Origin of the sequence: Sphingomonas hominis, from assembly GCF_013328205.1 — a bacterium.
Taxonomy (GTDB): Bacteria; Pseudomonadota; Alphaproteobacteria; order Sphingomonadales; family Sphingomonadaceae; genus Sphingomonas; species Sphingomonas hominis.
Genome location: NZ_JABULH010000004.1, coordinates 92,860 through 116,633, shown reverse-complemented (window position 1 = coordinate 116,633; position 23,774 = coordinate 92,860). Strand labels below are relative to the sequence as shown.

Here is a 23,774-nt window from a genome sequence, read left to right as displayed (position 1 = left end):
CACACCAACACGAGCCGTCGCGGGTGAGCCGAGCGGTGGAAGGTCACACGAAGGTCACGCCAACGCATGACGTCGCGGGTATGCTATTCCTGATAAGTTTGGCGCATGCTCGTCCGTCGACCTGCGGTTCGCTTATGCGAGAAGGCAGCAGGATCCCGGATCAAGTCCGGGATGATGAGGGATCTTTGCTTAGCCGAGCGCCGGAAGGTCATGCGAAGGTCACGCCTATGCGGCGCCTGACACGCTCGACTGATCTCGCGTCGGCTTGTCCAGCGTGGGACGCACGTATGGACGGTGCGCGCGTCGTTGGACGAGCGCAGTTCAAGGAGCCGGGAGTGGGTAGAGGCTCGCGACCGTGTAGGACAGCGCGTCAGCGCCAGCGGTCAGCGGCGTGGTCGTCGGTTTCGCGTGCTTCGACCCAGCGGGTCTGGCCGTTGACCACCTCCCGCTTCCAGAATGGCGCGTCGGTCTTGAGGCGATCGATCAGGAAGGCGCACGCCTCCAGCGCGGCGGCGCGGTGGGCGGATGCTGCGCCGGTGAAGACGATGCGCTCGCCCGGCTGCATCGGGCCGACGCGATGGACGATCGTGGCGGCTGACAGTGACCAGCGCTGCACCGCCTCTTCCGCGAGCCGGCGCAGCGCCGCCTCGGTCGCACCTGGATAATGTTCGAGCTCCAGCGTCGCGACGCCGTCGTCGGCGCGGACGAGGCCGGTAAAGGTCGCGACCGCGCCGCCGTGTTCGAGCGCGGCATGCTCGGCCGCAACGTCGAGCGATTCCGTCGTGACGATGGCGCGGATGATGGACGTCACGCTCATCCGCCAGTCACCGGCGGGAAGATCGCGACCTCGCGCGCGCCGACGATAGGCGTGTCGAGCGGCACGAACGCCTGATCGACCGCGGCGCGCAGGCGTGAGGGATCGGCGAAGGCGGCGGCGTGACCCTCGCTACGGGTCGACAGCCAGCCGACGAGATCGGCGACGGTTACCACCTCAGGCGGTGGCGTCACCTGCTCCGCGCCCATACCGATGCGCTCGCGCACCCAGGCAAAGTACAGCAATTGCATGGGCTTAGTCCATGTGCCTGATACCGACACGCAGGTAGTCCCAGCCGGTGATCAACGTCAGCGCGGCGGCGCCCCACAGGCTCGCGAGCCCGACCGCCTTGATCCATGTCTCCGCCGGCAGTGCGCCGGCGAGGATCAGCGCGCCGAAGGCGACGAGTTGCAGCGTCGTCTTCCACTTGGCGAGCTTCGATACCGGCAGCGACACCTGCAGTCCGGCCAGAAACTCGCGCAGACCCGAGACCGCGATCTCGCGCAGCAGGATGACCAGTGCGGCGATGATGTGAACGCCGGTGATGACCGCGACATCCTCATGCCGCGTTCCCACCAGCATCAGGATGACCGCGGCGACCATGATCTTGTCGGCGATCGGATCGAGAAACACGCCGAGCTTCGACACCGTGCCCTGCGCGCGCGCGAGATAACCGTCGAAATAATCGGTCACGCCCATCAGGCAGTAGAGCGCGAAGGCGATGCCGAACCCCGCCGCCCAGGTCGGCCACCACAAGAACCAGACCAGCAGCGGCACCATCACGATGCGTGACAGCGTGAGGAGATTGGGAAGCGACAACATCGCCGTCACGCTTGGACCCGGGCGGCGCGTGGTGCAAGAGGCGGGCGGTACGGGCGAGGATGCCGGACGCGGCGGGCGCGTGTTGGGTTCGTTTCGGCAAAGGCCTGCACTGATTGATGGGGTTGGAAGCGGTGGCTGGGGTCCGTGATTGCGGGCCTTGGCTCGTGACGATGGACTTGGCGCGGAGCCTCGTCTTCCTTGCAGCGCGAAGAAGAAGCGGGATCCCGGGTCAAGCCCGGGATGACGGGTTTGGGTGGTGGCGAGCGATGTTGCTCAGCAGGCTACGTCCTTATCGGCTGTTCGATACACACACTCCTGCCCGCACAATCGGCATTGGTCCGCGCCGACGAAGCGGCTATGCCCGCGATCGTACAGCCACAGGACGGGCCTTTTCTCGCGTCATGATCAATGCCCTCGGGCTCCTGAAGCGCCGCAATTTCCTGCCGCTGTTCACCACCCAGTTCCTGGGCGCCTTCAACGACAATCTGTTCAAACAGGCGATGGTCCTGTTCGCGACCTACGCGATCTTCAACGATGCCAAGGTCGAGCAGAGCTTCAACGCGCTGGCGACCGCCTTGTCGACGCTGCCGTTCCTGTTGTTCTCAGCCCTAGCGGGGCAATTGGCCGACAGCCACGACAAGGCGCGCATCATACGCATCGTAAAGTCGGCGGAGATCGGCATCATGCTGGTCGGCGCGGCCGGGTTGCTGGTCGCGCATACCGCTTATCAGACGACTGGGATCGCCTTGATGCTGGGCGCGGTGTTCCTGCTCGGCATGCATTCAACCTTTTTCGGGCCGATCAAATACGCGATCCTGCCGCAGCATCTGGCACGCGGCGACGTGCTGGGCGGGACCGGGCTGGTCGAGGCGGGCACCTACCTGGCGATCCTGACCGGTACGGTGGTCGCAGGCTGGATCACGCCGCATAGCGCCGCCGTCGGCGTGCTGCTGATCGCGGTGATCGGCTGGTTCTCCGGCCGGCACGTCCCGCCTGCGCCGCGGCTGGGGCCGCCGATCCCGCTCGACCTCAACCCGTTCCGATCGTCGTGGCGTTTGGTGTCGGCGACCTTGCACATCCCGCGGCTGTTCCTGGCAATCTGCTCGATCAGCTTCTTCTGGACGATTGGCGCGGTGCTGATCATCATCTTCCCGCCGCTCGTGAAGAACGTGCTAACCACCAGCCAGCAGGTCGCGAGCATCTTTACCGGCACGCTGTCGGTCGGGATCGCGATCGGGTCGGTCGTCATCAACACGATGCTGAAAGGGCGCATCTCGGCGCGCTACGCACCCGCGTCGGTGCTTGCGATGGGCGTGTTCGTGGTAATCTTCTCGCTGCTGGTGCGCTCATGGGATCCCGCGCCGGCCGGGCAACTCTATGATTGGACGGCGTTCATCGCGCAGCCGCGCGCGGCGCTCGTCCTGCTCGCGCTGCTGGCGATCGCGGTGACGGGCGGCATGTTCGTGGTGCCGCTGTACGCATTCCTGACCACCACGGTGGCGGAGGATCAGACCGCGCGCACGGTGGCGGCGAACAATGTCGTGAACTCCGGCGCGATGGTGATCGGTGCCGGCGTGGTGACCGCGATCAGTATGGCGGGCGTCACCGCCGAGGACCTGTTGTTCGTGGTCGCCGGCATGTGCCTGGTAAGCGCGTGGCTCGCGCTGAAGCTGCACCGCGCCTGCTTCGACGGCTGCCCGGCGGGCGATTGCGCGGGTTGAGCAGCGTTCAGAAGATCAGCGTGTAGAAGCAGATAAAGAAAGCGAAAAAGCTCAGCACGAACAGGCGCACGTCCTCGTCGTCGCGGCGCGCTTTCGCCGGGGCCACGGGCGGTGGCAGCGTGCGGCGGAATGGGTGGCCGGCGGCTTCGTTGGTAAGAACAAGTCTGCGTTTCATGGCGCTGGTAAACGCGACGTTTACGTTTCGGTCGATCGAGGCCATTGGTTAACGTGCGTGCCGAAACGGGATGTGCCCGAACGGGACAGGAGAGGAGTTCACCGATGCCGCTCTATGCCTTCAAGGGCCAGCGCCCGACACGCCACCCAAGCGCCTGGGTTGCGCCGAGTGCCGACGTGATCGGCGACGTGCAATTGGGCGAGGACGTGAGCGTGTGGTTCCGTGCGGTGATCCGCGCCGATAATACGCCGATCCCGATCGGCGCGCGCAGCAACGTGCAGGAAGGCGCGATGCTCCACTCCGATCCCGGATCGCCGCTGACGATCGGAGAGGACGTAACGATCGGGCACCACGCGATCCTGCACGGCTGCACGATCGGCAACCGCGTGCTGATCGGCATGGGGGCGACCGTGCTCAACAATGCGGTGATCGCGGATGATTGCCTGGTCGGTGCGGGCGCGCTGGTGACCGAGGGCAAGACGTTTCCGCCGGGCAGCCTGATCGTCGGCAGCCCGGCTAAGGCGGTTAGGCAGTTGGACGAGCGCGCGATCGCGATGCTGAAGGTGTCGGCGGCGCATTATGTCGCCAACGGGCGTGCCGCGGCGGCGGAGTTGCGCGAGGTAGAATAGGACGTTCGGCCGAATAGCATGCTGGACAGCCGCGAGCGCGTCTGCATAACCCGACTTATGTCGAAGCCTGCGATCCTGTCCCGCCTGCGCCTGCCGATCATCGGTTCGCCGCTGTTCATCATCTCCGGGCCGGAGTTGGTCATCGCGCAGTGCAAGGCGGGGATCGTCGGCTCGTTCCCGGCGCTGAACGCGCGGCCCGCGACGCTGCTCGACGAGTGGCTGCACCGGATCACCGAGGAACTGGCCGCGCACAACCGCGCCAATCCCGATCGACCCGCCGCCCCCTTCGCAGTCAACCAGATCGTGCACAAGTCGAACGATCGGCTGGAGCAGGATCTGGCGGTCTGTGCCAAGTGGCAAGTGCCGATCACGATCACCTCGCTCGGCGCGCGCGCGGAGGTGAACGACGCGGTGCATGGCTGGGGCGGGATCACGATGCACGACGTGATCGACGACCGTTTCGCGCGCAAGGCGATCGAGAAAGGCGCCGACGGGCTGATCGCGGTTGCGGCCGGCGCGGGCGGGCACGCCGGGCGCACCTCGCCCTTCGCGCTGGTGAGCGAGATCAGGCAGTGGTTCGATGGGCCGCTCGCGCTATCGGGATCGATCGGCACCGGCGATGCGGTGCTCGCCGCCGAGGCGATGGGGGCCGATTTCGCCTATGCCGGCTCGATCTTCATCGCGACCGAGGAGGCGAACGCCGACGACGCGTACAAGCAGGGCATCGTCGAGGGACGCGCGGCGGACATCGTGTATTCCGACCTGTTCACGGGCGTGCACGGCAATTACCTGCGCGGATCGATCCAGGCGGCGGGGCTCGACCCGGACAATCTGCCGGCGGGCGACTATAAGACGATGAACTTCGGTGGCGGCGACAATGCCGGCAAGGCGAAGGCGTGGCGCGACATCTGGGGGTCGGGCCAGGGAATTGGATCGATCGACAAGGTCGAGACGGTTGCGGCGCGGGTCGACAGGCTGGAGCGTGAGTACCGCGCGGCGCGCGAGAGGATCGGGGTCGCGGCGGCGGCCTGAGCGGGGCGGACGCTGGGTATCACGATGGTGCTCGCGCATCGTGGCGCTGAATTCTAGCCGATGTCATCCTGGACTTGATCCGGGATTCGCTTTCTCCCTTCGGTTCAGGAAAAGCGGGACCCCGGATCAAGTCCGGGGTGACGTGAAGGGTAAGCTAGACGCCCTGCCCGCTCAGAACGCCGTGGCGAGGCGGTCCAGCATCGCCCGCGCGGGGCTGGGATCGGGCAGGTCGCGCAGTTGCGCGGCGTCCAGTCGCGCGACGCGGCGGTGCAGGTCGATGCTGGCGTCGATCATGCGGCGCGCGTGCGACGGCAGGTCGGCGGCGACGAGCGGTTCGGTACCGGGTGCCTCGCCCAAGCGGCGCGACGGCTCGGTCGCTTGTGCCGCCGACAGTTCACCCGCGATCACCGCGCGCTGCGTCAGCAGCCAGGCGATGACGTGCATCAACCGCGTCGTGACCTTCAGCGACTCGCAGGAAAAGGCGACGCGCGCCATCGGCGACAGCGCCTCGCGCTCGGCGCGCCCGACCTCGTCGAAGTAGCTGCGTGCCTCGTCGGCGAGCAGCATCGCCTCGACGTACACCGAATCGATCAGCCGGCGGTGGATGCGGTGGTCGGGAAAGCGGTGCAGCATGGTTCAGCTTCGTTGCACAGCGATTGCGGCAGCGCCACGAGCGCGTGGTCGCATCGATGGCTGGCGCAGTTCCATTTCGGGATCAGGCGATACTGTCGGGGATCAAGTAGTCCTCGAGCTGGCTGATCTCGTCGCGCAGCTTGAGCTTGCGCTTCTTCAACCGCGCGAGCCGCATCTGATCGGGCACGCCGCCGTCGGACAATGCGGCGACCGCGCTGTCGAGGTCGCGGTGCTCGATGCGCAGCAGGTTCAGCCGCGCCAGGATATGTTGTTCGTCCACCCGCTCACGCCCCCAGCGCCCATCACGCACCCTCTATACGGCAGCCGGCGGTTGCGCGCGCCGCAAATCGCACGTCGTCGCGCGATGGATGCCGTCCATCCGATCGCCACCAATTGTCACGAGACTTTCACACGAATTGGTGGTTCAATCCTCGGTCTCGTTCAACCACGAAGGAGGAAAGTGCGATGCAGACTGCCCATGTCCAGGCGCTGGAGGCCAAGCACGCGACGCTCGATCAGCGGATCCACGCCGAATCGTCGCGTCCGATGCCCGACGCCGCGCTGCTGGCCGATCTAAAGAAGCAGAAATTGCGATTGAAGGAAGAAATCAGCGCCGCGCACTGACACGGACGTGGCCCGGCGGTGACCATCCGCCGGGCGCTTACCCCTAGCCTTCAATCGCCGGGCGCCCGCCTCACCCCTTCATTCGCTGCGCGATTCCGCGGCGCGTGGCAGCACCATAAGGCGGCTTGAGCCCGCCGAGTTTCGCGACATCGATCTTTGGTTGCTGGTACACCGCCTTGGCGTGGCTGAAGGTGCGGAATCCGTCCAGACCGTGATAGCTGCCCATGCCCGACGGTCCGACGCCGCCGAACGGCAGATCCTCCATCGAGACGTGGAAGATCACGTCATTGATCGTCGCCCCGCCCGAGATCGTGCGGTCGAGAACCTGGCGCTGCTCGCGCTCGTCCTCGCCGAAATAATAGACCGCGAGCGGGCGGTCGCGGCCGTTTACCAAATTGATCGCGCCACCCAGCGTATCGTAGCGGCGGATCGGCAGTACGGGGCCGAAGATTTCCTCCTGCATCAGCGTCATGTCGTCGGTCACGTCGCGCACGATCGTCAGCGGCATCTTGCGGCTGTTGGTGGCGGCGAAATCCTCGTTCGCCGGATTGACCACCTCGACCCGCGCACCCTTTGCCCGCGCGTCCTCGACCCAGTCGGTCAAGCGCTGGTGATGGCGATCATTGATGATCGCGGTGTAATCGGGATTGGCGAGCAGCGTTGGGTACATTGCCGACGCCGCGCTCTTGAGCCCGGCGACGACCGCCTCCTCCTGGTCTGGCCTGACGAGCATATAGTCGGGCGCGAGGCAGATCTGCCCGGCGTTGAGCATTTTGCCCAGCGCGACGCGTTGGGTGGTGCGCGCGATGTCGGCGTCCTGCCCGACGATCACCGGCGACTTGCCGCCGAGTTCGAGCGTGACGGGCACGAGATGGTCGGCAGCGGCGTGGAGGATGTGGCGCGCGATGCCGGTCGCGCCGGTGAAGATCAGGTGATCGAACGGCAGCTCGGCAAATGCCTTCCCGACCTCCGGCCCGCCCTCGACGAAGGCAAGTTCGGTGCTGTCGAAGTACTGGCGTGCGATCTCCGCCATCAACGCGCCAGTCACCGGCGTGAACTCGCTGGTCTTGACCATTGCACGATTGCCGGCGGCGAAGATGCCGGCGAGCGGCGACATGACGAGGTTGACGGGGAAATTCCACGGCGCGATCACGCCAACGACGCCCTTGGGCTGATACTCGACCCGCGCCTTCGCGCCGAGCAGACCGAGCGGAAATTGGACGCCGCGCTTCTCGGGCCGCGCCCAGCGATCGAGATGCTTGAGCGCGTGGCGGATCGGCGCGACCGAGCTGGCGATGTCGGTCATCATGGATTGTTCGCGGCTGCGGTGGCCGAAATCCTCCGACAACGCGTCGCACAGCCGATCGGCATGGTCGGCGATCATCGCGGCGGCGCGGGTCAGCCGGTCGCGGCGGACCGACAGCAATTCGGGCAGCGCCGCGGTGAACGCCGCGCGTTGCGCATCGAGTATCGTTCGCATTCCACTCTCCCGTTCGACGATCGCCCCGTTGCTTCGGGTCGTATCGGATCTATCAGTTCTGGCCGGCGCAGCCGATCATGCCGGCGAGCGGCATAATGACCCCGTCCTTGCCCGCGCGCTCGACCAGCAAGGTGGCATCGGACACGATCGCTCCCTGCGCCAGATCGGCGCGGCGCGTGATCGTCATGGTCAGCGTCGCGGCAGTGTCGCCGGCGGCGTAGCGCGTCTGGTTGGCGAAGCCGAGATCGGTCGCGTCGCCCTGCCCCGTGCGCGCATAGTCGCGCGCCTGACCGTCGAGCGCGATGCGCAGCGTGCCGCCTTCCGCCCCCGCCATCGCGACCAGCGCGCGCGTGGCGCCCGTGCTGAACAGATAGGCGGCGCATCCCTTCGCCGGCAGCGACTGCCGCCCTAACCCGCCGATCGGAAAACCATCGATCGACACCGGCGGCGGCGGATCGGCCGCGAGAACGGCGGGCGCGAGCAGCAGCGCGGACAGGAGCGCGTGGATCATGGCGGCAATCCTATCATGACCAGCCACGCCGGGTAAGCCGCGATGCTGAGGAAGGTGCCGAACGGCAGCGCGTCATCGGCGGCGATCGCCCGCCCGCGCAGATGCTGGAACAGGACCAACCCGATCCCGACCAGTCCGGCGAGCAGCAGCACCGGCGGCAGCATCCGCCAGCCGAGCCACAGGCCGATCGCGCCGAACAGCTTGGGATCGCCCCCTCCCAGCCCCTCCCGCGCACGCAACAATCGATAGCCGGTCGCGACCGCCCACAGGCTAGCGAAACCGGCCGCGCCACCGATCAGCCGGTCCGCGAGTGGCGGCGCGCTCCAGACTGCGCCGACCAGCCCGGTGAGCGCGAGCGCGGCGACGAGCGGGTCGGGCAGCCACAATTCGGCGGCGTCGAGCACGGCGAGCGTCAGCAGCAGCCAGCCGAACAGCGCTCCCGCCACGCCCGCGATCCCCGGCGCGACCAGCGCAGAGACGGTCCCGATCGCGGCGCATCCGAGCTCGAAGGCGAGGTGGCGCGGGTCGATCCGCGCGCCGCACGCACGGCAGCGCCCGCGGGCGGCGAGCGCGCTGACGATCGGCACCAGTTCCCACCATGCGAGCGTGCGCCCGCAGCCGTCGCACGCCGACCGGCCGCGCAATACCGAGCGATCCTCGGGCCAACGCACCACGATCGTCGACAGGAAACTACCCGCGATTGCGCCCGCTATGCTCAGCAACACGACCCACCAAGCGACCGTCACGCGAGCCTCCCACCTCTGGCAATCGGCGACCGCATATCTTAGGTGCAGTGCAGCAACCAGCGTCGGCACGACACAGGCCGACCGACCTACAGGAGCTTGTCATGGCCGCCGATCCCGTCGTTATCCTATCCTATGCTCGGACCCCGATGGGGTCGATGCAGGGGAGCCTTTCGGGCGCGACCGCGCCGCAATTGGGCGCGACCGCGGTCAAGGCGGCGGTGGAGCGCGCGGGCGTGAGCGCGGACGCCGTTGAGCGCATCTACATGGGCAACGTGCTGTCGGCCGGGCTCGGCCAGGCGCCGGCGCGGCAGGCGGCGATCTTCGCTGGGCTGGGCGAGCATGTCGAGGCGACGACGCTCAACAAGATGTGCGGATCGGGCTTGCAGGCCGCGATCATGGGGGCGGAAGCGCTCGGTGCGGGGTCGATCGACCTGCTGGTCGCGGGTGGCATGGAGAGCATGACCAACGCGCCGTATTTGTCGAAGGCGCACCGCGGCGGCGCGCGGATCGGGCACGACCGCCTGTTCGACCACATGTTCCTCGACGGGCTGGAAGACGCGTACGAGCCGGGCAAGGCGATGGGCGTGTTCGCCGAAGATACCGCGCAGGGATATCAGTTTACCCGCCAAGCGCAGGACGATTTCGCGATCAAGTCGTTGGAGCGCGCGCAGGCGGCGCAGAAGTCGGGCGCGTTCGACCGCGAGATCGTGTCGGTCGAGGTTCAGGGCCGCAAGGGCAGCACGACCGTCAGCCTGGACGAGCAGCCAGCGAAGGGTGATGTCGCCAAGATCCCGACGCTGAAGGCCGCGTTCGCCAAGGACGGCACGATCACCGCGGCCAATGCTTCATCGATTTCGGACGGCGCGGCCGCGCTGGTGATGACGCGGTTGTCGGTCGCGGAGCGGCTGGGGATCAAGCCGGTCGCGCGCGTGGTCAGCCACGCCGCGCACGCACACGCCCCGGCCCGCTTCACTACCGCGCCGGTCGCCGCGATGCGCAAGGCGCTAGAGCGCGCAGGGTGGAGCAAGGACGAGGTTGACCTGTTCGAGGTCAACGAGGCGTTCGCCTGCGTCGCGATGATCGCAATGCGCGACCTGGGGCTCGATCACGAGAAGCTGAACGTGAACGGCGGCGCGTGCGCGCTGGGTCACCCGATCGGCGCGTCGGGCGCGCGCGTGCTGGCGACGCTGCTCGGCGCGCTGGAAAACCGCGGCGAGAAGCGCGGGCTGGCCTCGCTGTGCATCGGCGGCGGCGAGGCGGTCGCGATGGCGGTCGAATTGATGAACTGAGTGTCGTCGGCCCCTTTCGATTGGAAAGGGGCCGGTGATCAACGCCGCTCGGGGCGGAAGGCGTAGCCCTGACCCGAGCGGACGACGTAGCCGATGCCGGGGTACGGGAAGTGTCCGGCGAAGATGCGCTGGTGCGTCGCCGCCAGTCGCGCGAATTCGCGCACGCGGGTCTGCTCGCCCTGCTGCTTGTCGCCGTCATATTGGATCGGCCACTCGGGCTGGGCGAGCGAGACGATCGCACTGTGTGCGAGGTCGCCGATCACGAGCAGGCTCTGCTTGCCCGAGGTGATGCGATAACCGCTGTGTCCCGGCGTGTGGCCGGGTAGCGCAACCGCGGTGATGCCGGGCAGCACCTGTTGCCCCGGCGCGAACGTCTTCACCTGCGCCTCGATCACCGGCACCACCGACGCGCCACGGCCCTGCTGCGTCGCCTGCCACTCGGGCGCGGACATGCGGATCGTCGCGCGTGGAAGGGCGGACCTGCCCTCAGCATCGACCAGGCCGCCGACGTGGTCGGGGTGGCCGTGGGTGATGAGTACGTCGGTGACCTGGTCCGGCTGAACGCCAGCGATGGCGAGGCTCTGGATTAGCGACCCGTTCGCCTTCGGACCCAAGCCGGTGTCGATCAGCACGAGGTGCCCGGGCAGGTGGACGAGCAACTGGTCGACGCCGAGCGTGATCGGATCGGCGGGCGCGCCGCGCGCGCGCAGCACGCCGGCGACGGCGGCGGGCGACTGGTCGATCCCGAAGGTCTTGCCGTCGTTCGGCACGACGTTGACCGCGTCGCGCAAAGCGGCGACCTCGACCTGGCCGACGCGGAACGGGGTCGCGGCCGGGGCGGCAGCGCGCGGCGCGGCGGACACCGCCACTGCGGCAAAGGCGGTGCCGAGGGCGAGCGAGGCGAGCGGGCGGATCATCGAACGGGTCCTCTGCAGGTCACAGAGGCGGAATGACCGGCGCGCGCGTGCGTTCCGCTCGCCCGCGTGCAGATCAGCCGAGCACGGGCTCGCGCCAGCTGTGCGGGTCGGGCGCGCGGCCGCGCTGGATCGCGTTCAGCGTGTCGAGGATGCGCTGCGTCGTCGCGCCCGTCGCACCGTCGCCGATGGTGAATTCATAGCCGGGTCCGGCGACGCGGCCGATCGGGGTAACGACGGCGGCGGTGCCGCAGGCGAAGCTCTCCACCAGCCGGCCGCTGGCGGCATCGGCGCGCCATTGGTCGAGCGAGTAGGCTTCCTCGCGCACCACCAGCCCGGAATCGCGCGCGAGCGTCAGGATCGAGTCGCGCGTGATTCCGGGCAGGATCGTGCCGGTCAGCGCCGGGGTCTGGACCGAGCCGTCGTCGAACACGAAGAAGATGTTCATACCGCCCAGCTCCTCGATCCAGCGGCGCTCGGCCGCATCAAGGAAGACGACCTGATCGTAGCCGCGGCGGATCGCCTCCTGCTGCGCGACCAGGCTGGTGGCGTAATTGCCGCCGCACTTGGCCGCGCCCGTGCCGCCGGGTGCCGCGCGGGTGTAGTCGTGGCTGACCCACAGCGACACAGCGCGCGCGCCGCCCTTCCAGTATGCGCCGACCGACGAGGCGAGCACCATGTAGATGTACTGGGCGGCGGGCTTCACGCCCAGGAACACTTCCGACGCGATCATGAAGGGGCGCAGGTAGAGCGAGCCTTCCGCACTGGTCGGGATCCAGTCGCGATCGGTGTTCACCAGCGCGTGGATCGATTGAAGGAACAGCTCGTCGGGCAGCTCGGGCATCGCCATGCGGCGTGCGGAGGAACGGAACCGCTCGGCATTGGCGCGAGGGCGGAACAGCGACACGCTGTTATCCTCCTGCCGGTACGCCTTCATGCCCTCGAAGATTTCCTGCGCGTAGTGGAGCACGGCCGATGCCGGGTCCATCGTCAACGGCGCACGTGCGGTGATCCTCCCGTCGTGCCAGCCCTGCTCCTCATTATAGTGCATCACCGCCATGTGATCGGTGAACACGCGCCCGAACACCGGGTCCACCAGTCGCGCGGTGCGATCCTCGATCGAGACGGGCGTGGGATGAGGGTCAAGCGCGAACACGGGGGTTCCTCCAGGTCTGATGCGCCGCAAAGCGGGTTGCGGTCGGTTATGGGCGATGGCAAAGCCGGTCAACATGACTGCCCCACCCCAGCCCGCCCCGTCCCAGATCGCGTCGCCGCAGTTTCTTCGGGAGCCCGAGCTGCGTCGGGGCATGGAGCTGCTCTACTTCGGAAACAGCCATATTACACGCGCGATCGATCGCGGGCTGGCGAAACAGGGGCTCGGCCGCGCGCACCACCGCGCGCTATATTTCATCGCGCGTCGCCCCGACATGCCGGTCAGCGAGCTGCTCGCGCTGCTCAACATCACCAAGCAATCGCTCGGCCGCGTGCTGAACGAGCTGATCGAGCGGCAGTTGGTCGATACGCGTCCGGGTGACCGCGATCGGCGCCAGCGGCTGTTGCGGTTGACCGAGGAAGGCACTGCGCTGGAGGCGCAATTGTTCGAGGCGCTGCGCGAGCGGCTGTCCGCGGCCTATTCGCGCGCAGGCATGAACGCGGTGACGGGCTTCTGGGCGGTGCTGGAAGGACTGATCCCGGCGGAAGAGATGCCGCGGATCGAGGCGCTGCGGCGGTAATAGAGGCGCGGCCGCGACGGGTTCAGGCTGTGGGTTCAGCCCGCCCGCCGCTCCGCCGCCATCGAGCGACCGCGCGCGATCGCCGCGTCGAGCGTGCGGGTCAGCAGGTCGTTCAATGCCGCATCGCGGTCGAGCACGTTCAGCCCCTCGCGCGTCATGCCGCCGGGACTCGCCACCGCGTCGGCGAGCGCGGCGGGCGTTCGGTCGCTCGCTGACGCCATTGCGGCCGCACCGGAAACGGTGACCATCGCAACCGCGGCGGCGTCGTCCGCGTCCATGCCGCCGGCACGTCCCGCGGCGGCGAGCGCGTCGATGAAGCGGAACAGGAAGGCGGGTCCGGTGCCCGACAGCGCGCCCGCGACCTCGAACGCCGCCGCATCGTCGAACCAGCGCACCAGCCCGAGCGGGTGCATCAATTTGTCGGCCGAGGCGCGGACGTCGGGCGACGCGGACGGCGCGTGGACCGCGACGACCCCCTGCCCGATCTCGACCGGAAGATTGGGCATGACCACGATCGGTTCGGGACCGGGAATGGCGGCGCGGAGCATCTCGCCGTCGACGCCCGCCAGCATCGAGACGAGCACGGGCGCACCCGCGACACCAGCGGCGTAGCGCGCGGCGACCTCGCGCAATTGCTGCGGCTTGACCCCCAGGACCACGATGTCGGGTGCGGGCGCGTCGGGCAGATCACGCGATTGCCGAACGCCCGTGGGCAGCGTGCGATCAGTACGGTTAACGACGTGGACGTCCGCGGGGGACACTACGCCGCTCGCGATCCAGCGGCGCAGCATCGCGCCGCCCATGTTGCCGCAGCCGATCATCCACAAACGCATGACCTGATCCTCAGGCTTCGCCGTGCGTCTCGACCATCGCGGCGGCGATCGCCTCCGCCGGCGTCTTCCCGCCCCACAGCACGAACTGGAAGACGGGATAGAAGCGCTCGCACTCGTCGATCGCGGTCTCGATCATCAGCTCGGCCGCGGTAAGCGACAGGCTGGGCTCGTCATCGACCGAGTCGACCATCGTCGCGTTGCGGTAGAGCAGGATGCCGCTCGACGACCAGAGTTCGAAATGGCCGAGCCAGAGCTGTTCGTTGACCAGCGCCAACGTTTCCCAGATCGCGGGGCGGCGATCCTCGGTCACCTTGACGTCGGGAAAGGCGAGAAATTGCAGCACGCCATCTTCCTCGCGGAACAGCGCGCGCAGCTCGTACTCGGTCCAGCTGCCCTTGATCGTCGCGGTGATCTCCTCGTCATGGCGATCACACGTCCAGCCGTGCGCGAGAAAGTACGACTCGAGCATCTCGAGCGGCGCCTCGCGTTCGGGTTCCATGTCGGCTTCGTCGAGCATGGCGATCGTCATCGCACATCGCCCGCGCTACGGGAAAGACCCTTGTGCAGCGTCAGAGGCCCTGCGGCTGGTGTGCCGCATCAGTGTCGGTGCTCGCCGTCGTTGCCGATGCCGATGCCGATGCCGGTGCCTTGCCCGCGGCCTCCAGTGCGTCGAGTCGGGCACGCAATGCGTCATTCTCGTCGCGTGCCGCCGCGGCCATCGCCTTCACCGCCTCGAACTCGTCGCGGCTGACGAAATCGAGCCCGCCGACCCACTCGCGCATCCGATCGCGCGCGCCGGCTTCCGCCTCGCGCCCGACGCCCGCGAGCGTACCGGCCGCGCCGTTGAGCAGCTTGGCGAAATCGCCGAAGATCTTGTTTTCCGTCTGCATCGCGTCCGCCTCAGTCCTACGTTCAACCAATCATTTGGGACGTCCCGCCCGCCGGTACAATGGTTTCTGCATTCGGGTTCAACTGCACGATCTGCCAGTTGAGCACGCCGGCAAAGGCGAGCCAGGCGAGATAAGGCACCATCATCGCCGCCGCCGACACGCGAATACGCGAGAAGACGTAGGTCGTGGCGACCGACAGCGCTAGGATGGCGACGATGACGACCAAGGCGGTTCCGACCTTATGTGCGCCGAAGAACAACGGCGTCCAAGCGAGATTGAGCGCGAACTGCCCGGCGAACAGCGCCGCCCCCAGCACGCGCAACCGCGCGCCGCGCGCGGCAAGGATCGAGGCGAGCGCGAAGCCGATCAGGATGTAGAGGACCGTCCAGGCGACCGGAAACACCCAGCCCGGCGGCGTGAACGCGGGCTTGGCGAGTGCGACGTACCAGGCGTTCTCGTTACCGGCGGGCACACTGCGCCCCGACAAGAAGCCGAGCAGCAGCACCAGCGGCACGACGAACGCCGCCCAGCGGACGAACGACATCCGCAACTGGCCCTTGGACGCGATCGAACCCAATTCTATCCCCCGTGAAGGTCGTGCCGCCGGTGCACGATCGTTGCGGTCGCGTAAACTGCATATTGCGGGGCGACGTTCCGCGATGGAGCAAATGACCGGATCGGATCAGTCGCGAGTGGCGGCGATCAGGAACTCGACGTTGCCGTTGGGGCCGGTGATCGGGCTCTCGACCACGCCGTGGACGTGCCAGCCTTTGCTGGTGAACCAGTCGGATACCGCCGCGCAGACGCGCGCGTGCACCGCAGGATCGCGCACGACGCCGCCCTTCCCCACTTCGTCGCGCCCGGCCTCGAACTGCGGCTTGATCAGCGCGAGCGCGCGTCCGCCCGCGCGCACGAAGCCGAGCGGCACGTCTAGCACCTTGGCGAGACCGATGAAGCTCGCGTCGCATACCAAAAGGTCGAGAGGTTCGGGGATGTGCGCCGCGATCAGGATGCGCGCGCTGGTCTGTTCATGAACGATCACGCGCGGGTCCTGCCTGAGCTTCCACGCGAGCTGGTTGCTGCCGCTGTCGACCGCGTAGACGCGGGTCGCGCCGCGGGTGAGCAGCACATCGGTGAAGCCCCCGGTCGAGGAGCCGACGTCGATCGCCACCGCGTCCTTCACGTCCCAGCCGAAATGGTCGAGCCCGTGCGCGAGCTTCACGCCGCCGCGCGACACCCAGGGGTGGTCGCGCCCGCGCACGTCGAGCAATGCGTCCTCGGCCAGTGCCTGTCCGGGCTTGTCGACCTTTCGATCGCCGACGAACACCAGCCCGGCCATGATGAGCGCCTGGGCGCGCGCGCGCGACTCGGCGAGGCCGCAGTCCACCAGCATCTGATCGGCACGTTGCTTTGGCATGGCGGCGCCTTAGCCCGGCCGACGCGATCTGACAGCGTTTTCATGCTGACAGCGAAAAACGGTCTGCCGCAATCGCGCCTCATTTCATACGAATTGCTGCGCTGCACGATTGTCGATCGGCTTAGTAGGTAATACCTTGCTTGACGAGGCCGCGGTGGTGCCGACCCCTAGACTGCGCCGCGGCCTCGCCAAGCCGGGCGCGCATCCCGTGCGACCGGTCAGAGAGGTGACGCATGGCACGCGCGATGTTCGACCTGTCGGTTTCGCCGACGATCCTCACCATACCGGGACTGGGCGGCTCGGGTCCGGCACATTGGCAGAGCTTGTGGGAGAAGAGCCGACCCGACACGTCGCGTGTCGAACTCGGCATGTGGGACCGCCCGCACCGTAATGCCTGGGTGACCAAGCTCGATCAGGCGATCTCATCGGCGCGCGCGCCGGTGATCCTGGTGGCGCACTCGCTCGGTTGCGTTGCGGTCGCGTGGTGGGCCGCGATGAGCCCGCAGCCTTATGGCTGGCCGGTCGCCGGCGCGCTGCTGGTCGCGCCGGCCGATGTCGACCGCGCGCATGTCGCGGACGAGCTGAGACCATTCGCGCCCGCGCCCAAGCAGCCGCTGCCCTTCCCCTCGATCGTGGTGTCGTCGAGCGACGATCCGTGGATCGACGCCGATCGCGCGCACAGCCTGGCGGTCGATTGGGGCAGTCACTTCGTCGACATCGGACCGCATGGGCACATCAATGCGGCGAGCGGACTGGGTCGTTGGCCTGAGGGACAGGAACTGCTCGATCGCGTGCTGGCGGCGACGGGCGGCCGTTACGGCGAGGTGCGCTCGCCGGGTGATGCACGCGCGATCCTTTCATCGCCAAGGAACTACGACCATCGGTCAGCGCTGCGGTGAGCCGAGCGGTCGTCAGCGAGCAACGTTACCGGACGCGACCTGCGCGTCGACGTAGCGGGTCAGCGCGGCGATATCAGGTAGTGCCGGGATGACGCGGGTGTCGGGTGCGATGCTAGGGTCGAGGCGGCGGACGATCGCTGCCGCCAAGTCCTCGATCTCGCCATTGTCGAGCTTGAGGAAACGTTTGAGCGTGTCCTCCGGCCTGGGCACCACCCCTCCGCCGTAGAGCGGCGCCACCGCCTCTCGCACCGCGGGTGCCACGGCCGGTGCGCAGTCGGCGAAGACCGCGTCGAACTCAGCTGCGGTCCAGGCAGCGCGCGCCGCCTGCGCGCCGCGGACCCGGCGCACCATGTTCCAGTTCACCCATAACAGCCCGACGACGTAGAGCGCGGTCAGCGCCGCGACCTTCTGCCAACCGGTCATGCGCGTAATGCCAGCGCGCTCAGGCGCTCGCCGCCTGCCCTGCCTCGTTATAGCGCAGCGCTTTCAGCACCGTGTCGACGATCGCATCGGCGTCGAGCCCGGCCTGCGCATATTGCACCTCGGGCTTGTCCTGATCCTGGAACAGATCGGGCAGACGCATAGTGCGGATCTTGAGCCCCGCGTCGGTCAGCCCCTCGTCTGAGGCCATCGTCAGCACGTGTGCGCCGAGGCCACCGACCGCATTCTCCTCGATCGTCACCGCGACCTCGTGGGTGGTCAGCAGGCGGCGGATCAGCGCTTCATCGAGCGGCTTGGCGAAACGCAGGTCGGCGACGGTGGTCGACAGCCCGCGCGCCTCCAGCGTGTCGGCGGCGCGCTGCGCCTCGGCCAGGCGGGTGCCGAGCGACAGGATCGCGACCTTCTTGCCCTCGCGCACGACGCGGCCCTTTCCGATTTCCAACAACTCGGGCGTCTCGGGCAATGCCACGCCGGTGCCGTTGCCGCGCGGGTAGCGCACCGCGATCGGGCCGGAATCATGCTCGACACAGGTGTGGACCATGTGAACCAGCTCGGCCTCGTCTGCCGCCGCCATGACGACGAAATTGGGCAGCGTGGCCAAGTAGGTCACGTCAAAGCTGCCGGCATGGGTCGCGCCGTCCGCGCCGACGAGGCCGGCGCGGTCGATCGCGAAGCGGACCGGCAGGTTCTGGATCGCGACGTCATGGACGACCTGATCATAGGCGCGCTGGAGGAAGGTCGAGTAGATCGCGGCGAACGGGCGCATCCCCTGCGCGGCGAGACCAGCGGCAAAGGTGACCGCGTGCTGCTCGGCGATGCCGACATCGAAGAAGCGGTCAGGATAGGCTTGCGCGAATTTGTCGAGCCCGGTGCCCGACGGCATCGCCGCAGTGATCGCGCAGATGCGCGGGTCGGCGGCGGCTTCCTTTGCCAGCGTTTCGCCGAACACGTTCTGGTATTGCGGCGGTCCGGGCGGTGCCTTGGCCTGGGTGCCGGTGATGACGTCGAACTTCTGCACGCCGTGATATTTGTCGGCCGCCGCTTCGGCGGGAGCGTAACCCTTCCCCTTCTTGGTCACGACGTGGACGAGGATCGGGCCTTCTTCCGCGTCGCGCACGTTCTCCAGCACCGGGATCAGATGCTCGAGATTGTGGCCGTCGATCGGACCGACGTAGTAGAAGCCGAGTTCCTCAAACAAGGTGCCGCCCATCGTCATCCCTCGGGCGAATTCATCGGTCTTGCGCGCGGCGGAGTGGAACGGACGCGGCAGCTTGCGCGCGACCTTCTTCATCAGGTCTCGAAGCGATAGGAACTCGCGGCTCGACACCATGCGCGACAGATAGGCCGAGAGGCCACCCACCGGCGGCGCGATCGACATGTCATTGTCGTTGAGGATGACGACCAGCCGGTTACCCGCGGCCTCGGCATTGTTCATCGCCTCATACGCCATGCCGGCTGACATCGCCCCGTCGCCGATCACCGCGATGCCCTTGCCCGGCGTGCCCGCGAGCTTGTTGGCGACTGCGAAGCCGAGCGCGGCCGAGATCGAGGTCGAGGAATGCGCGGCGCCGAACGGGTCGTACTCGCTCTCGCTACGCTTGGTGAAACCCGACAGCCCGCCGCCCTGACGCAGCGTGCGAATACGGTCGCGGCGGCCGGTCAGGATTTTGTGCGGGTAGCATTGGTGCCCGACGTCCCAGATCAGCCGGTCGCGGGGGGTGTCGAACACGTAGTGGATTGCGGTGGTCAGCTCGACCACGCCGAGGCCCGAACCCAGGTGGCCGCCAGTGGTGCCGACCGCCGAGATCGTCTCCTGCCGCAGTTCGTCCGCCAGTTGCGGCAATTGCTCGGGGCTGAGCTTGCGAAGGTCGGCGGGGGTGCGAACGGTGTCGAGCAGCGGCGTAGCGGGAACATTGGCCATCGCGGCCGAATATACCAGCCTAACCGTCGTGTCGATTGCAACGATCTACCATGCCGGTGGCCTACCCGATCGGAGCCGCATGTGGTGCTCGCGCGCTCGGTTGTGCGACGCGCGCGCACTCTCCCTATTGCCGCGCTCCTCGGTCAGCGGATTCGCTTACCGCGAGGCAGACCGCCCCGGTGTTTGAAGCGACATGGACTGCGCGAGGTCAGAAACTACCGCCGAGCGTTCGTATCCAACGAACACGCCCTCACGAATGCGGGTCCATGGCTCATCCGCTTGTTCGAGCTGCGGTGATTGCCACCTATCAAGGCGCGAGGCGCGCGCCTCGCACGATCAGGCGTGGCGGTGCCGATTGAGCGCGTGACCGGTCGCCAGCACCACCACGCCGAGGATCGTCAGCGCACTCTCGGTCAGGTGATGCGCGCCGTGCGGCACCATCACCGCCGCCGCCATCATCGCCAGCCCCGTTCCGCCCAGCAGCAGCGGCAGCGGGCGGCCGTGATCGACGATGCCCTTCCCGAACGCCAGCGCGCCGAGCAGGATCGCGAGCACCAGCCCGACTTCGTGGATCAACGGATTGCCCAGCAACCCGCCCGCAGTCGACAACAGCGCCACCATCACCGTCGTCGCCAGGCAATGCACGACGCACGCCGCCGACAGCCACATCGCCCAGCGATCGAGCCGCCGCGCGCCGTTTGTCGAGGTGGTCGGTTCAGCCATCACCCGCCATCTAGGCCGAACACGCGCTAGATACAATATCACATGAGACATTTTGCCCCAGGTCGCGCTTCGTCGCCGTGGGATGATCGACGCTCGGCGTGATTCGGCGTATGGCGTGTCATGCTTCAGGCAACTCCCGGTTACTCCACCACGGCGCGACCGCTGGCGATCGCGCGCTGGCTCTACGCGGTCGCCGCGCTGATCGTCGCGATGGTCATCGTCGGCGGCATCACGCGGCTGACCGAATCGGGGCTGTCGATCACCGAATGGAAGCCGATTAGCGGAATCATCCCGCCGCTGACTGATGCGCAATGGCAGGCCGAGTTCGCCAACTACCAGCGCATCCCGGAATACCAGCAGCTCAATCGCGGCATGACGCTCGACGGGTTCAAGGCGATCTTCTTCTGGGAGTATCTCCACCGCGTGCTCGGGCGCGTGATCGGCATGGCGTTCGCGCTGCCGTTGATCTGGTTCGCGCTGCGCCGGCGCATCCCAACGGGTTACGGCTGGCGGCTGGTCGCGCTACTCGCACTCGGCGGTTTGCAGGGGGCAATCGGCTGGTGGATGGTCGCATCGGGCCTGTCGGAGCGCACCGACGTCAGCCACGTGCGGCTGGCGGTGCATCTGGTGACCGCGCTGACCATCCTGGCGGGGATCGTGTGGACCGCGCGCGATCTCGGCGCCCTCGCCGCCTCCCCGCTCGCGCGTCCGGCGCGGATGACCCTCGGTGTCGCGGCCGCATTGCTGCTGTTGTTCGTGCAGATCACTTATGGCGCGTTCACCGCCGGGCTCGACGCGGGCTATGCCTTCGCGAGCTGGCCGCTGATGGGTGAAACCTTGTTCCCCTCGGGCGTGCCGATGCTGACGCCCGCCGCTGCCAACATCGTCGACAATGCCATCGTGGTTCAGTTCATCCATCGCTGGCTGGCGTTCGCTACGGCGGCGGGGCTGTTGTGGCTGGCGTGGCGGGCGCGCCTTGCCGGACATGAGCTCGTCGCAACAGCGGTGGTGGTGCTGGTGACGATCCAGATCGCGCTCGGCATCGCCACGCTGTTGAGCGGGGTGGAGATCCTGGTGGCGGTGTCGCATCAGGCGAACGCCGCGCTGCTGCTGATCGCCAGCGTGATCGCGGCGCACGGCGTGAGTGCCAGATCAACGCGCTAAGTCAGCAGGTATTCTGATACCCGTCAGTAAAGTGGCGAAAACCTTGACTTGCCGGGTCGGTAGCGGCAATTGAGCGCCAACGACGCGCGGGGCTTCCCGGCGCGTCGCTTTTCTTTCGTTCAAACAAGGTCACGAAGCCCATGAAGGCGCTGATGAAGACCACCAAGTCGGCCAAGCCGCACGAGGTGGAGAAGAAGTGGCACATCGTCGACGCGGAGGGCCTGGTGGTCGGTCGCGCGGCGGTGGTGATCGCCAACGTGCTGCGCGGTAAGCACAAGACCAGCTTCACCCCCCACGTCGATTGCGGTGACAATGTCATCGTCATCAACGCGGACAAGATCCGCTTCACGTCGAACAAGGCGGAGAAGAAGGTCTATTACAAGCACACCGGTTACGCCGGCGGCATCAAGGGCGTGACCGCGGCCAAGGTGCTGGAAGGTCGCTTCCCCGAGCGCGTGCTGGAAAAGGCCGTCGAGCGCATGATCCCGCGTGGGCCGCTGGGTCGCGAGCAGATGCGCCACCTGCGCATCTTCAAGGGCACCGAGCATCCGCACGAAGCCCAGAACCCCGAGACTCTCGATATCGCCGGCATGAGCCGCAAGAACAAGGTGGGCGCCTGATGTCCGACAACCGCCAGTCCCTTTCCGACCTCGGCGCCGCACTGCAGCAGCAGGCGTCGGTCGCGCAGGAAAACTCGGACGACAAGGCCGAGGCATATCTCGCCGGCCAGATCGATGAGCCGGTTCAGCGCGCTCCGCTGCGCGCGCAGGAACTCGACAAGTACGGCCGCGCCTATGCGACCGGTCGCCGCAAGGACGCGGTTGCACGCGTCTGGCTGAAGCCGGGTTCGGGCAAGATCACGATCAACGGTCGCGATCAGGAAGTCTATTTCGCGCGTCCGACGCTGCGCCTCGTCATCAACCAGGTGTTCGGCATCACCGAGCGCGAAGGTCAGTATGACGTGATCTGCACCGTCAAGGGCGGCGGCCTGTCGGGTCAAGCCGGCGCGGTCAAGCACGGCATCAGCCAGGCGCTGACCAAGTTCGAGCCGGTGCTGCGCGCCCCGGTCAAGTCGGCCGGCTTCCTGACGCGCGACCCGCGCGTCGTCGAGCGCAAGAAGTACGGCCGCGCCAAGGCACGCCGCAGCTTCCAGTTCTCGAAGCGTTAAGTTCAACCTTCCCGGTTGTACGAGGGGGCGGTCCGGCAACGGGCCGCCCTTTTTTGTTGCGCTGCTCGCTAACTAGGTAACTGCTGACGCTAAGCGAAATGTCGACCTCAATAGGTGAGGTCGCATCCTGTCGGCCTTTCCAAAGGCACCGCGTTTAGAAGCCCGCAGCTTTCCTCAAGCATATGTTGCAGCAAGGCCATGCTGAGACGGATAAGTGCTGGTGCAGTTCAGATCTTCAACCATCAAACAGGTTGCTGATCTCAGCATAATGCCCGCTCGATGGCGACGAACATCGACTCGTTGAAACGCCTTGTTGGCTCGGCATTCGGGCAGAGGACGTTGAACGCGTGATATGCCCCGCCGACTTCATACAGCTCGCAATCCACGCCAGCCTGTTTCAGGCGTCGCGCGTAAGCCACATCTTCTGCATGAAACAGGTCCAGGGTGCCTACCCCGAGCCACGTAGGTGGTAACCGGGAAAGGTCGGTGCGTGCTGCAGATACCGCGTAGGGCGGGTAATTTCCGCTGGTAGGATCGCGCCCCAGGTAGCTTTGCCAACCATATCGATTGCTGTCGCTTGTCCAGATGAAGTCACCAGTTCCGCTGTCATCCTTTCGCGCGACCGTCATCGCATCGAGCATTGGGTAGACCAGCACCTGGAAAATCGGTTTGATCGGACCCTGATCAACTGTTCGCTGCACAAGCGCGGCGGCGAGACCACCGCCGGCACTCTGCCCGCCTATGATGATGCGCGTGGTGTCGACGCCCAGATCTTCTGCGTGGTCAACCACCCATGAGAGCGCTGCGTGGCAATCATCGAGGGGAGCGGGATAAGGATGATCAGGCGCAAGGCGGTAGTCGACGGTTGCGACAACGATGTCGAAGCGCGCAAGCAGGCGCTCAATAAACGTCGTGTCCTGCTCGGGCGTGCCCAGGACGTATCCGCCCCCGTGCATCCAGAACAGCACCGGCCGTACGCCCGATGACCCGGCACGTTCGCACACCAGAAGCCGTGTAGCAGCCTCTACAGCACCGCGTGGCACATGATGAGTCGTTACCTTGACGCCGGCCGTGTCGTCGGTTCGCGCTGCCGATAGCTGCTTCAACAGTGGGCGGGTCAGCGCGTTGATGTTCAAGGGCACATAGAGAAGTGGCGAACGCAACTCCAGGGCCACGGGCGTCATCTTGCGCGCTC

At 67.0% G+C, this 23,774-nt stretch carries 30 protein-coding genes; 10 read left to right on the top strand and 20 right to left on the bottom strand.

What is annotated here, in order from left to right:
- Positions 1-370: 370 nt before the first annotated feature.
- From HRV97_RS10630 to pgsA, 3 genes are read right to left on the bottom strand one after another with little or no spacing between them, the layout of a single operon-like run.
- Positions 371-802, bottom strand: coding sequence for a molybdenum cofactor biosynthesis protein MoaE (locus HRV97_RS10630; RefSeq protein WP_425505766.1), 432 nt, complete (start codon positions 800-802; stop codon positions 371-373).
- 11 nt (positions 803-813) lie between these two features.
- Positions 814-1,065, bottom strand: a complete 252-nt coding sequence (gene moaD, locus HRV97_RS10625) for a molybdopterin converting factor subunit 1 (RefSeq protein ID WP_174194249.1) — start codon at positions 1,063-1,065, stop codon at positions 814-816.
- A gap of 4 nt (positions 1,066-1,069) precedes the next feature.
- Positions 1,070-1,636 carry a CDP-diacylglycerol--glycerol-3-phosphate 3-phosphatidyltransferase gene (pgsA, locus tag HRV97_RS10620; RefSeq protein WP_174194248.1) on the bottom strand — a complete coding sequence of 189 codons (567 nt, stop codon included), beginning with the start codon at positions 1,634-1,636 and terminating at the stop codon, positions 1,070-1,072.
- A gap of 401 nt (positions 1,637-2,037) precedes the next feature.
- Between pgsA and HRV97_RS10615 the strand changes: the two genes are divergently transcribed.
- Entirely contained in the window at positions 2,038-3,357 is a 1,320-nt protein-coding gene (locus HRV97_RS10615) for an MFS transporter (protein ID WP_174194247.1), read from the top strand.
- Positions 3,358-3,364: 7 nt separating this feature from the next.
- On the opposite strand, the gene HRV97_RS10610 is transcribed toward HRV97_RS10615, so the two are convergent.
- Positions 3,365-3,577: a hypothetical protein gene (locus HRV97_RS10610; protein ID WP_174194175.1), complete on the bottom strand. Its 213-nt coding sequence runs from the start codon at positions 3,575-3,577 to the stop codon at positions 3,365-3,367.
- Between the two features lie 59 nt (positions 3,578-3,636).
- On the opposite strand from HRV97_RS10610, the gene HRV97_RS10605 reads away from it, so the two are divergent.
- The gene (locus tag HRV97_RS10605) at positions 3,637-4,161 is read left to right on the top strand and encodes a gamma carbonic anhydrase family protein (protein ID WP_174194246.1); all 525 of its coding nucleotides are present in this window, start codon (positions 3,637-3,639) and stop codon (positions 4,159-4,161) included.
- Positions 4,162-4,218: 57 nt separating this feature from the next.
- A complete protein-coding gene (locus HRV97_RS10600) occupies positions 4,219-5,193 on the top strand; it encodes an NAD(P)H-dependent flavin oxidoreductase (protein ID WP_174194245.1) in 975 nt (324 codons plus the stop codon).
- Positions 5,194-5,364: 171 nt separating this feature from the next.
- On the opposite strand, the gene HRV97_RS10595 is transcribed toward HRV97_RS10600, so the two are convergent.
- The gene (locus HRV97_RS10595) at positions 5,365-5,826 is read right to left on the bottom strand and encodes a DUF1465 family protein (RefSeq protein ID WP_174194244.1); all 462 of its coding nucleotides are present in this window, start codon (positions 5,824-5,826) and stop codon (positions 5,365-5,367) included.
- An 82-nt stretch (positions 5,827-5,908) separates the two neighbouring features.
- Complete coding sequence (locus tag HRV97_RS10590) at positions 5,909-6,106, bottom strand: DUF465 domain-containing protein (protein WP_174194243.1); 198 nt, start codon at positions 6,104-6,106, stop codon at positions 5,909-5,911.
- A 185-nt stretch (positions 6,107-6,291) separates the two neighbouring features.
- On the opposite strand from HRV97_RS10590, the gene HRV97_RS10585 reads away from it, so the two are divergent.
- On the top strand, positions 6,292-6,450 hold the full coding sequence (locus tag HRV97_RS10585) for a YdcH family protein (protein ID WP_174194242.1): 159 nt from the start codon (positions 6,292-6,294) through the stop codon (positions 6,448-6,450).
- 70 nt (positions 6,451-6,520) lie between these two features.
- Here the strand turns inward: HRV97_RS10585 and HRV97_RS10580 are convergent, their stop codons facing one another.
- From HRV97_RS10580 to HRV97_RS10570, 3 genes are read right to left on the bottom strand one after another with little or no spacing between them, the layout of a single operon-like run.
- A complete protein-coding gene (locus HRV97_RS10580) occupies positions 6,521-7,930 on the bottom strand; it encodes a coniferyl aldehyde dehydrogenase (protein WP_174194241.1) in 1,410 nt (469 codons plus the stop codon).
- Positions 7,931-7,982: 52 nt separating this feature from the next.
- Positions 7,983-8,441: a hypothetical protein gene (locus tag HRV97_RS10575; RefSeq protein ID WP_246248680.1), complete on the bottom strand. Its 459-nt coding sequence runs from the start codon at positions 8,439-8,441 to the stop codon at positions 7,983-7,985.
- On the bottom strand, positions 8,438-9,187 hold the full coding sequence (locus tag HRV97_RS10570) for a prepilin peptidase (RefSeq protein WP_174194240.1): 750 nt from the start codon (positions 9,185-9,187) through the stop codon (positions 8,438-8,440). Before HRV97_RS10570 ends, HRV97_RS10575 begins: the two co-directional genes overlap by 4 nt.
- A gap of 101 nt (positions 9,188-9,288) precedes the next feature.
- On the opposite strand from HRV97_RS10570, the gene HRV97_RS10565 reads away from it, so the two are divergent.
- A complete protein-coding gene (locus tag HRV97_RS10565) occupies positions 9,289-10,476 on the top strand; it encodes an acetyl-CoA C-acyltransferase (protein ID WP_174194239.1) in 1,188 nt (395 codons plus the stop codon).
- Between the two features lie 38 nt (positions 10,477-10,514).
- Here the strand turns inward: HRV97_RS10565 and HRV97_RS10560 are convergent, their stop codons facing one another.
- Both HRV97_RS10560 and HRV97_RS10555 read right to left on the bottom strand, forming a co-directional pair.
- Positions 10,515-11,393 carry an MBL fold metallo-hydrolase gene (locus HRV97_RS10560; protein ID WP_174194238.1) on the bottom strand — a complete coding sequence of 293 codons (879 nt, stop codon included), beginning with the start codon at positions 11,391-11,393 and terminating at the stop codon, positions 10,515-10,517.
- Between the two features lie 73 nt (positions 11,394-11,466).
- Positions 11,467-12,546 (bottom strand): branched-chain amino acid aminotransferase, encoded by a 1,080-nt coding sequence (locus tag HRV97_RS10555; RefSeq protein WP_343044489.1) that lies wholly within the window; start codon positions 12,544-12,546, stop codon positions 11,467-11,469.
- 73 nt (positions 12,547-12,619) lie between these two features.
- Between HRV97_RS10555 and HRV97_RS10550 the strand changes: the two genes are divergently transcribed.
- Positions 12,620-13,123 (top strand): MarR family winged helix-turn-helix transcriptional regulator, encoded by a 504-nt coding sequence (locus HRV97_RS10550; protein WP_174194237.1) that lies wholly within the window; start codon positions 12,620-12,622, stop codon positions 13,121-13,123.
- 35 nt (positions 13,124-13,158) lie between these two features.
- On the opposite strand, the gene HRV97_RS10545 is transcribed toward HRV97_RS10550, so the two are convergent.
- From HRV97_RS10545 to HRV97_RS10525, 5 genes are all read right to left on the bottom strand, one after another.
- Entirely contained in the window at positions 13,159-13,956 is a 798-nt protein-coding gene (locus HRV97_RS10545) for a pyrroline-5-carboxylate reductase family protein (protein WP_174194236.1), read from the bottom strand.
- 10 nt (positions 13,957-13,966) lie between these two features.
- Positions 13,967-14,485, bottom strand: a complete 519-nt coding sequence (locus HRV97_RS10540; protein ID WP_246248679.1) for a type III secretion system chaperone family protein — start codon at positions 14,483-14,485, stop codon at positions 13,967-13,969.
- Between the two features lie 40 nt (positions 14,486-14,525).
- Positions 14,526-14,846, bottom strand: a complete 321-nt coding sequence (locus HRV97_RS10535; protein ID WP_174194235.1) for an accessory factor UbiK family protein — start codon at positions 14,844-14,846, stop codon at positions 14,526-14,528.
- A gap of 22 nt (positions 14,847-14,868) precedes the next feature.
- Positions 14,869-15,423, bottom strand: coding sequence for a TspO/MBR family protein (locus HRV97_RS10530; RefSeq protein ID WP_246248678.1), 555 nt, complete (start codon positions 15,421-15,423; stop codon positions 14,869-14,871).
- 105 nt (positions 15,424-15,528) lie between these two features.
- Positions 15,529-16,263, bottom strand: coding sequence for a TlyA family RNA methyltransferase (locus HRV97_RS10525; RefSeq protein WP_174194234.1), 735 nt, complete (start codon positions 16,261-16,263; stop codon positions 15,529-15,531).
- A 233-nt stretch (positions 16,264-16,496) separates the two neighbouring features.
- Between HRV97_RS10525 and HRV97_RS10520 the strand changes: the two genes are divergently transcribed.
- Positions 16,497-17,162 carry an RBBP9/YdeN family alpha/beta hydrolase gene (locus HRV97_RS10520; protein ID WP_174194233.1) on the top strand — a complete coding sequence of 222 codons (666 nt, stop codon included), beginning with the start codon at positions 16,497-16,499 and terminating at the stop codon, positions 17,160-17,162.
- Between the two features lie 12 nt (positions 17,163-17,174).
- Here HRV97_RS10520 and HRV97_RS10515 read toward each other — a convergent pair whose 3' ends face one another.
- The 3 genes from HRV97_RS10515 to HRV97_RS10505 all read right to left on the bottom strand — a co-directional run bounded on the left by HRV97_RS10515 (position 17,175) and on the right by HRV97_RS10505 (position 20,247).
- Positions 17,175-17,585, bottom strand: a complete 411-nt coding sequence (locus HRV97_RS10515) for a hypothetical protein (RefSeq protein ID WP_174194232.1) — start codon at positions 17,583-17,585, stop codon at positions 17,175-17,177.
- 19 nt (positions 17,586-17,604) lie between these two features.
- Entirely contained in the window at positions 17,605-19,524 is a 1,920-nt protein-coding gene (gene dxs, locus HRV97_RS10510) for a 1-deoxy-D-xylulose-5-phosphate synthase (protein ID WP_174194231.1), read from the bottom strand.
- A 336-nt stretch (positions 19,525-19,860) separates the two neighbouring features.
- A complete protein-coding gene (locus HRV97_RS10505; protein ID WP_174194230.1) occupies positions 19,861-20,247 on the bottom strand; it encodes a MerC domain-containing protein in 387 nt (128 codons plus the stop codon).
- 120 nt (positions 20,248-20,367) lie between these two features.
- Between HRV97_RS10505 and HRV97_RS10500 the strand changes: the two genes are divergently transcribed.
- The 3 genes from HRV97_RS10500 (at position 20,368) to rpsI (ending at position 22,579) form a co-directional block, all read left to right on the top strand.
- Entirely contained in the window at positions 20,368-21,411 is a 1,044-nt protein-coding gene (locus HRV97_RS10500) for a COX15/CtaA family protein (protein WP_174194229.1), read from the top strand.
- Positions 21,412-21,551: 140 nt separating this feature from the next.
- The gene (rplM, locus tag HRV97_RS10495; RefSeq protein WP_174194228.1) at positions 21,552-22,031 is read left to right on the top strand and encodes a 50S ribosomal protein L13; all 480 of its coding nucleotides are present in this window, start codon (positions 21,552-21,554) and stop codon (positions 22,029-22,031) included.
- On the top strand, positions 22,031-22,579 hold the full coding sequence (gene rpsI / locus HRV97_RS10490; RefSeq protein ID WP_174194227.1) for a 30S ribosomal protein S9: 549 nt from the start codon (positions 22,031-22,033) through the stop codon (positions 22,577-22,579). The genes rplM and rpsI overlap by 1 nt, the downstream gene beginning before the upstream one ends.
- Before the next feature lie 260 nt (positions 22,580-22,839).
- Here rpsI and HRV97_RS10485 read toward each other — a convergent pair whose 3' ends face one another.
- Positions 22,840-23,763, bottom strand: a complete 924-nt coding sequence (locus HRV97_RS10485) for an alpha/beta hydrolase (RefSeq protein ID WP_174194226.1) — start codon at positions 23,761-23,763, stop codon at positions 22,840-22,842.
- Positions 23,764-23,774: the final 11 nt, after the last annotated feature.